At 64.2% G+C, this 8,653-nt stretch carries 6 protein-coding genes; 2 read left to right on the plus strand and 4 right to left on the minus strand.

Annotation, left to right across the window (positions count from 1 at the left end; all coding sequences use genetic code 11):
* The coding region (locus tag AC1DMG_RS17020) for a hypothetical protein (RefSeq protein ID WP_477180809.1) at window positions 1-1,034 on the minus strand (1,034 nt) is incomplete at its 3' end.
* A 66-nt stretch (window positions 1,035-1,100) separates the two neighbouring features.
* Window positions 1,101-1,733, minus strand: coding sequence for a polysaccharide deacetylase family protein (locus AC1DMG_RS17025; protein ID WP_441603183.1), 633 nt, complete (start codon window positions 1,731-1,733; stop codon window positions 1,101-1,103).
* A gap of 439 nt (window positions 1,734-2,172) precedes the next feature.
* On the opposite strand from AC1DMG_RS17025, the gene AC1DMG_RS17030 reads away from it, so the two are divergent.
* Together AC1DMG_RS17030 and AC1DMG_RS17035 are read left to right on the plus strand one after the other, a co-directional pair.
* Window positions 2,173-3,363, plus strand: a complete 1,191-nt coding sequence (locus AC1DMG_RS17030; protein WP_441603184.1) for a glycosyltransferase — start codon at window positions 2,173-2,175, stop codon at window positions 3,361-3,363.
* Window positions 3,360-5,459 (plus strand): NAD-dependent epimerase/dehydratase family protein, encoded by a 2,100-nt coding sequence (locus AC1DMG_RS17035; protein WP_441603185.1) that lies wholly within the window; start codon window positions 3,360-3,362, stop codon window positions 5,457-5,459. The genes AC1DMG_RS17030 and AC1DMG_RS17035 overlap by 4 nt, the downstream gene beginning before the upstream one ends.
* Window positions 5,460-6,238: 779 nt before the next feature.
* Here the strand turns inward: AC1DMG_RS17035 and AC1DMG_RS17040 are convergent.
* Window positions 6,239-7,420, minus strand: coding sequence for a glycosyltransferase family 4 protein (locus tag AC1DMG_RS17040; protein WP_477180810.1), 1,182 nt, complete (start codon window positions 7,418-7,420; stop codon window positions 6,239-6,241).
* A complete protein-coding gene (pelF, locus tag AC1DMG_RS17045) occupies window positions 7,417-8,532 on the minus strand; it encodes a GT4 family glycosyltransferase PelF (RefSeq protein WP_441603187.1) in 1,116 nt (371 codons plus the stop codon). Before pelF ends, AC1DMG_RS17040 begins: the two co-directional genes overlap by 4 nt.
* Window positions 8,533-8,653 lie beyond the last annotated feature (121 nt).

Here is an 8,653-nt window from a genome sequence, read left to right on the forward strand (position 1 = left end):
TTGTACGCCGACTCCAGATGCTCGTGCATGGCGTGCATGGGGGCGCCGAGCAGCGTCTCCATGTCACGTTCCTGGKTGCCATGCGTGTGGATCTTGATGAAGATCCATTCCGGGCGTCCCTCCACGTGAATGCCCGTGCGCACCCAGGCATCGACACGTTCGGGCGTCGGCGGGCAGCTGTGGCGCACATCGGCGTTCTCGATGCGCGGCATGATCAGCTTGCGGCGGCGCTTCCAGTCCAGCCCCAGCGGGCCTTGYACGATCATCAGGTCGCCCGTGGGCGTGCCGTCGACACGCACCGGCATCCCGGTGTTGTGGGATTTCGGTCGGCAGGGATCATCGGTGGCGTAGTAGATCGAATTGATGGCGCGCGTCTGGGTTTCGCTGGGCGCGGAGGGCAGGGTGAAATCGGCGTAGCAGCCCAGTTCGCGCAACAGGATCAGCTCATTGTTGAGACCGCACCAGCGACCGTCCGCGCGTGAGTTGTCCAGCGACCAGTTGCCATGGATAAAACCAAAGCGCAGCTGGCCCGTGTGTGGATCACGCGACAGCGCCCCGTGCCTCGCATGCAGCAGCTCGTTGAAGCGCGAGATGGTGGCGCAGAAGTTTTCCGGCGTGTCGTTGTCATGGTGCAGGTGAATTTCGATCTCGCCATAGCCGTTGGCGCAGAGTTCGGCGATCTTGTCCAGGTGTTCGGGCAGGTACTCTTCTTCGGGATAGAAGAAAGTGTGCTGGGGCGGGCGTCCATCGGCGTCGCGATGGCGCGACGCCATGGCCGGATAGCCGCTGTGCCAGCGGTCGACGCGGGCGCGCTGGGTGTCCAGATCCACACGACCCCWGGCCGGTTCGTAGTGATCCACGAAGCAGAACATGACGTGGGTTGGCCCAGTCACGGCGGGTCGCGGCCGGCGGCGCAGATAGCTGCCCAGCCACACCTGCATGTTGCGCGAACGTATGGCCATCCACGCCACGATGCAGAAGACGGCGGCGAGCACCGCCAAGATCAGCAACGCCAGGCCCAGTGCTAGGCTCATCTCACATCCCCTGTCAGCGGTCGCCGCGCCATGGCAGGCGCGTTCCGCATGGTGCGCTGCCCAGCGTCATGCAGGCAGCGCRCGAAAGGTGAAACCGTGTTGCTCCCATTCGGGCAGCAGCTGTTCCAGCATGCGGCGCGAGCAGTCGCTGTCGTCATGCATCAACATGACGTCACCTGCGCGCGGCGGTTGTGCACGCAGGCGTGCGGCGAGTTCTTCCGGCTCGCGGCCTTGATAGTCGAGCGTGTCGTATGACCAGTAGGCGAGCTTGCGCTTGCTGAGGGCAAAGCGCAGCGTCAGCAAGAGCGAGAATACGCCACGCGGTGGACGAAAGCCGTGATGAATGAGCCCGTCGAAATGGGACAGCACCTGGTCCGTGCGCTCCACTTCCACCCATTGCTCGGTGTGGGTCAGCGCGTCGAACATCGGGTGGCTATAGGAGTGGTTGCCCAGCGCATGTCCTTCTTCGACGATGCGCTCCACCAGTTGCGGATAGCGTTCCGCTTCGCGCCCGATCAGGAAGAACGTAGCCTTGACGCCATGCCTGCGCAGCAGTTCCAGCAGGGCCGGCGTGTGGTCGGGATTGGGGCCATCGTCAAAGGTGAGATAGAGGGCCTTGTCGGCGCCAGGCGCGCGCGTGAATACCACGGCATGCGGTATCCATTGCAGCAATTGCATCTTTTTCGGTCGGAGCGTCATGACGACAGTTCGCACGGAAAGGATGTGAATGGGCGAGCGCCGCAAGGGCGTCGATCAGCGGCCTGGGCTGCCATCGGGCGCCGTCCTGCCAGGCTCCACTTTGTCGCCAATGGGCTTTGATATCCATCGGGCACATAGTCAATGGGGCATGCCACCGACAGGCTATGGCGAACGGCCGATAGGCCACGGTTCGACCACGCGTGATTGCGTGGAAATGGCTGGAAACAAGGCTTTTCGCTCCGGTTGCCTTGGCAATTCGACGGATGGGAGGGTCATCGGCATTGGGTTAGGCTGCTTGTGTCGAACAGTGGGCGGAGCAGGTGTCCGTGCCTACCCGGCGGCGTTCACCTTCGATGCGCCGCTCTTCACTTGGGGTGATCAACCTGGACAGGGGACAGGTCATGATGGATGTACGCCCGGCCCTCGCGCGGGAGCTGGCATGCTAGAGCACTACGGCGTGGTCTATTTCGGCAACGACTGGTGGGCGGAAAACCGTACCAGCAGCCATCACGTTGCCACGCGTCTGGCCGCGCACATGCCGGTGCTATACGTGGATTCCCCGGGCATGCGCGCGCCGCAGGCCAGCGGACGCGACCTGCGCCGGGCATTTCGAAAACTGCGCGAAGCCTTTCGGTCGCCGCAACGCGTGGACACCAATTTCTGGCATTGCACGGTTCCGCAGCTGCCGTTCCGGCGCATTCCCGGCGTGCCCTTGTTCAACCGCCTGTTCAGCCAGTGGGCGCTGCGACGCGCCATGCGTGTGCTTGGCACAAGGCGTCGCATCTCATGGTTCGTGACGCCTCATCCGGGCTTTCTCGCGCGACGCCTGGGCGAAAACTTCTGTGTCTATTACTGCATCGACGACTATGCCGCTCACCCTGGCGTAGACGCCGAAGTGATCGCTGCCAGCGACCTGGCGCTAACCCAGCGCGCGGACATCGTCTTCGTGGCACCTCCTGCCTTGCTGGCAATCAAGCAGGCGCAGAACCCTCAAACGCGCTACTCCCCGCACGGCGTGGACACCAAGCTGTTTGCACGCGCAGCCGACCCGGCGACGGAGGTTCCTGCCCTGGCACGCGAACTGAAGGGCCCCGTCGTGGGTTATTTCGGTTCGATCCACGAATGGATCGACGTGGAGCTGATCGCCTGGCTGGCAAGTTCACGGCCGCAATGGACCTTCCTGCTGGTGGGCTATGCCGCGATCAAGGTGCCCGAACTGGAGGCACTGCCGAACGTAGTGCTCGCCGGCGCGCAGCCGTATGGCAGCTTGCCCGGATGGGCCAAGGCGTTCGACGCTGCGATCATTCCGTATCGGCGCAATCGCCAGGTGGAAAATGCCAATCCGCTGAAGCTGCGCGAATATCTCGCCACCGGCAAGCCCATCGTTGCAGTGAGCAATCCTGAGATTGCGCGATTTGCGTCCGTGGTGCGCATCGCTGAAGGCCATGAGGATTTTCTGGCCGGTCTCGACCAGGTCCTGGCCGATGGACCGCAGAAGGGCGCTGCCGAGCGCATGGCCTCGGTGGCTGATCAAACCTGGGATCGCCGTGTGGAGGACGTGCTGCGTGAGGTCGCCACGTCGCTGGCCACGGCGGATATGACATTGGCCGACCGTCGGGTGCCTGGATGAATTTTTCTGTCGACAACCGTCTGCGCATCGGCATTGTGGGCGCGGGCTACGTGGCGCGCTATCACATCGAGGCGCTGCAGCGACTGGACTATGTCCAGATCGTCGGCATCTGCGATCTCGATGTGGACGCTGCGCGCAAGCTTGCCCAGGCGTTCGGCATCGAGCGGGTGTTTTCTGATCTTGCCGAGCTCGGCGAAACTCGCCCGCATGCCATCTATGTGCTGACGCCACCGTCCAGTCATTGCCCGTTGACCTTGCGCGCGCTCGACATGGGTTGCCATGTCTTCGTGGAGAAGCCGATGGCCGATTCGGTGGCCGAGTGCGACGCCATGATCGCCAAGGCGCGCGAAAAGGGCTTGGTGCTCTCGGTCGATCACTCGGACCTGTTCGACCCGATGGTGATGCGTGCCAAGGCGCTGGTTGACGCCGGCGCCTGCGGCGAGCTGGTGGCGGTGGACGTATGGCGCAGCTCCGATTATCCGCCCTATGGTGGCGGCCCGCTGCCAGGGATGGTGGCGCAGGGTTCTTATCCGTTCCGCGATCTGGGCGTGCATGGCTTGTACACACTGGAAGCTTTTCTCGGCGAGCTTGCGCAACCCGATATCCGATATCGCTCCACTGGCAGATCCACCACGCTGAAGTTCGATGAGTGGCAGGCCACGGCAGAGGGCGCGGCCGGTACCGGCCGCATCATGCTCTCATGGAATATCCGCCCGATGATCAACCGCATCGTGGTGCAGGGCACCGGCGGCGTGATCGAGATCGATCGCTTCCTGCAGGTGTGTCACGTTCGCCGCGTGTTGCCGGGACCGAAATTCATCGGCATCGTCATGGGCGCGTTTTTTGGCGCGGTGCGCGATGTGTTCCGCATACCGTGGAATGTGCTTCGTTTTGCCACCGGTCGGCTGCGGCCATCGCCTGGCATCCAGGCGGGCGCCCAGGCATTCGCCCAGGCATTGCGTGATGGCAAGGCGCCGCCGGTGAGCGCGGAGGACGGCCGTCGCCCCATTGCCCTGATGGAAGCGGCATGCCGCCGCGCCGATGACGAGCGCAGGCAGGAGCTGGAAGCGCGATATGTCGCGCTCGAACCGGTCGATGCCCTGGTGACGGGGGCGTCAGGCTTTCTTGGGCGCAACCTGCTGAGTGCGCTCCGGCGCAACGGCCAGCGCGTGCGCGTCCTGGTACGCCGGCCGGACCCGCGACTTGCGGCGTTGGCCGAGCAGGTGGTGGTGGGCGACCTGGGCGATCCGCACATCGTGGAACATGCGGTGCAGGGCGTACGCACGGTCTATCACGTGGGTGCAGCGATGGGTGGTGGCCCGCGCGATTTTGAGGCCGGCACGGTGTGGGGTACCCGCAATATCGTCAGCGCCTGCGTGAAGCACGCGACGCAAAAGCTCGTGTACGTCAGTTCGATGAGCGTGCTCGACCACGCGGGGCGCGATCCCGCCGTGGCGATCCATGAAGGATCGACGCTTGAACCCCATCCCGATTGGCGCGGTAGTTACACGCAGACGAAGTTGGCGGCTGAGACGCTGGTTCGCGAGGCCATGCGCGATCACGGTCTTCCTGCCGTAATCATTCGCCCCGGCCAGATCGTGGGGCCGGGATCGGAAAACACCACGCCCAACGGAACCCTGGCCATCGCCGGTCGATGGATTGCGGTTGGTTCGCCGTCGCAGACGCTGCCGCTCGTCTATGTGGACGATGTGGTGGATGCGTTGTTGCTCGCGGCGCATGTGACGGCGGCGCAGGGGCAGGTGATTCATGTGGTCGATCCGGCGAACGTGACACAGGGCGAATATCTCGATCGCGTGCGTCGCAAGCGCGGCAAGGGACTGCGGCTTATGCGCTGGCCGACCGGTTTGTTGCTCATGCTGGCGGTGGGTGTGGAAGGCCTCGGTAAATTGTTGCATCGGAATGTGCCGCTCACGCGCTATCGGGTGAGGTCGTTGCGACCATTGGCAAATTTTGATCAGCGGGCGGCGCGGGAGGTGTTGGGTTGGGAGCCGCGGGTGGGTTTGCGCAGAGGGCTGGATGTGATGTTTGGGGATGAGGTGGTGGGGGAGGAGTTGGCGCAGGTGTCGGATAAGTAGCGGCTGGGGGCGTGTGGCGCATTCAACATTCGCCTGTTATTCCAGTGCAGGCGGGAAGCGCTCTTCAACAGCGGGGCTGATCATCGAGAGCTTCGGTTCTGGGTTGCAGGGATATCGCCAGGGTGCCGCCTGCGACGCGAAGCTAGTCCCAGTGGGACGCGGCGGGCGTTTCGAACGGCTGCCGCCGCTCGAGTCACTTTTCTCTTGCTGGCCCAAGAGATCCCTCGGGACTAGCTTCGCGTCGAAAGTAACCCAAAGAGAATGGCCTGATAACGCCCGCAGCATCGTGTTGGGATAAGCCCGAACGCTCGAGGTGCGTCTGATGGGACAACCTCCGAGGGTACACAGCGGGTACTTCAAAGCGCTGCGCAACGCGCCCGAATCGCTGAGGACTTAAAGCCGGGCCTCGCTGCGCATCGGCTTAGGCATCGTTCCTTCCTTCTGCCACGCCCGCTTGTCTGTGGGAGCGCACCCTGTGCGCGACAGCCACGCTGCGGTGTATCGCTCCGTAGGTTTGTCGCGCACAGGGTGCGCTCCCACAAAGAGCCGACCGGTACGGGCCTGCGAGATCCTTGTAGGAGCGCACCTTGTGCGCGACCGCAGCGCTTGGGTGTACCGCTCCGTAGGCTGGTCGCGCACAAGTGCGCTCCTACAAAAACATCAGCTCGGCAAGGCTGGGCGTTGAAGCGAGGGAAGGTGACCCGGCATCCGGCGAGATGACGGATGCCCAAGACAGGCGAGCGAGCTGGCGAAAGCGCGGCGGTAAAACACCGAGGCACTCACGACGCCGAATACTTCACCTCTCCCGTACGACTCATCGCCGCCGCTTCAAGAATGCCACCCAATTGCTGGACGTTCTCATCCCAGCGAAATCGACTCGCATGGGCAGCGATAAGAGGCGTGTCCCAGGCTTTTCCAAGCGCATCCACCAGCGCTCCCTCCAGACCAATCCGATCATGCACATCCACCAGCACGCCCGCGTGCTCCGGCAATACTTCGGGGATGCCGCCGACGCGGGTGGCGACCACGGGTGTGCCGCAGGCCATCGCTTCGAGCACGACGTTGGGCACGCCTTCGTTATGGCTGGGCAGGCACAGCAGGTCGGCGGCGCGGAACCAGTCGCCGAGTGCGTCGTGCTCGACAGCGCCRACGAGGCGCACGCGCTCCTGGCAACCCAGGGCGGCGGCGCGCTGCAGTAGCGGCTCGCGACTCGGGCCGGAGCCGACGAACATCAGGTTCGCGTCCGGATGCATGGCCAGTACGCGTGGAAATGCCTCGAGCAAGTCGAGGCAGCCCTTGCTGTCCTTGAGGTTGCCCACGTAGAGCAAAATGCGTTCGTCCTGCGGCAGCGACAACCTGCTGCGCGCATCACTGAGTGAGCCGGGCGTAAACAGATTGGGTTCGACGCCGTTGTACAGCACGTGCACCCGGGACGGATCCACACCCAGCGCAATCGCCTTGTCCGCCAGCGCCTGGCTTACTGCCACGACGGCCTGCGCACCGCGCAAGGCCTGGCGGATCTGMGGGCGGATCAAGCCTTGCTCGGCCTTCACGTTGAGATCCGTGCCGTGCACCTTGACCACATAGGGAATGCCCAGATGCCGAGCCACCCAGCTCGCCGCCGCCGCATCCGGATAGGCCCAGCTCAGCAACATGCAGTCGTAAGGGACGCGACGCAGGCGTCGCCATTTCTGCGCCAGCAGCGAGGCCAGCCAGCATGCGGCATGCAGCGGGCGGCCGATCACCGGCGGATAGAAGAACACGAACTGCTCACTGTTGACGTGGTTCACGCGAAACGGCTGGCGTTTGCGGCCGAAGCGCTCGCGAAAGTCCACGGCCGTGATCACGTCCACGTCATGATGTTGGCCAAGCCGTTCGAACTGTTGCCGGTTGAACGGACTGCGCAACGGGTCCCACGGCGAGGGAAACAAGTTGGTCAGTACGAGTATCTTCAGGCTCACGCCGTGTACTCCACGGCCTGGTACAGGCGCTCGTAGCGCTCGGACATGGCTTCCAGCGATCCGTACTGCTCGACCCAGCTGCGTGCCGCCCGTCCGTACGCGGCGGCGCGATGCGGCTCGCGCAACAGCAGCAGGATGGCCTCGGACAGTGCGTCGGCGTCACCGGGAGGCACCAGTTGGCCCGTGCGACCGCTCTGGATGATCTCGCCGTTGCCGCCGACATCGGTGGCAACGATGGGCAGCGCTACTGCGCAGGCCTCCAGCAGCGCCATGGAATAACCTTCGCTGGCCGAGGACAGCACGAACAGGTCCAGCCCCTGCAACAGGTCGCGCACGTCGTTGCGATCGCCGAGAAAATGCACGGCGTCGCGAACGCCTTCCGCCGCTGCGCACGCCTGGAGCTGGGCGCGCAGTTCGCCGTCGCCGATCAGCAGCAGCGCGGCGTGCGGATACTGCTCGTGCACCTGCCGGAAGGCGCGTATCAGCCCGGTCTGGTCCTTGGTCCAGTTCAGCCGGCCGACGTTGCCGATAAGAAAGGCGCTGTCGTCCAGGCCAAGAAGGTGAAGCACGTGCTGCCGCATGGCGCGCGATGCGGGAGTGAAGCGATCAACAGCGATGCCATTGGGCACCACGCGCGTCATCGCCTTGGGCAACATGCCGCGCGAGACGCCGCTGCGTCGCGCGGCTTCGCAGACGGTGACCACCACGTCGGTGCGCGCGAGCGCCCGGCGATAAAGCCACTCCTTGCGGCCGGTACGCTGGCCCGCGCCCATGCCGTGGCGCGTATTGAGTATGCGCAGCACATCGAGACCGCAAGAGGCGAGAACGGCCTGGTAGTGCGCCACCGCGTTATGCGTGTGCAAAACATCGGTATCGTGGCGATCGATCGCCCAGCGGGCGCGGGCAAGCGCGCGCAGATCAATGCCGCGTCCCTTGCGGCAGGCCACCACGGGTATGCCCGCCGCATCGAGCTCGTGCGCGAGCGCTCCGGTGTCGTACAGGCATACCACCTGGCACTGATGGCCTTGCCGCTGCTGCAACTGGACCAGGTCGAGCACCATGCGCTCGAGGCCGCCGCGATTGAGGTTTTCAACCACGTGCGTGATATTCATGCCAGTTCCGACAATGTCACGCGACGCTTGCCACTGCGGGTCAAAGGAATGTCATCGACGAAACGGTAATCCAGCACCACGCTGTCGCCCAGCACCTTGGCAGTCTCGCGCTGGATATAGG

It is taken from the genome of Dyella sp. 01N36 (assembly GCF_056399745.1).

Coding starts and splice junctions, on each gene's coding strand:
- AC1DMG_RS17030 (WP_441603184.1), top strand. CDS start 2,173: ATGCTAGAGCACTACGGCGTGGTCTATTTCGGCAACGACTGGTGGGCG.
- pelF (WP_441603187.1), bottom strand. CDS start 8,532: ATGAATATCACGCACGTGGTTGAAAACCTCAATCGCGGCGGCCTCGAG.
- AC1DMG_RS17035 (WP_441603185.1), top strand. CDS start 3,360: ATGAATTTTTCTGTCGACAACCGTCTGCGCATCGGCATTGTGGGCGCG.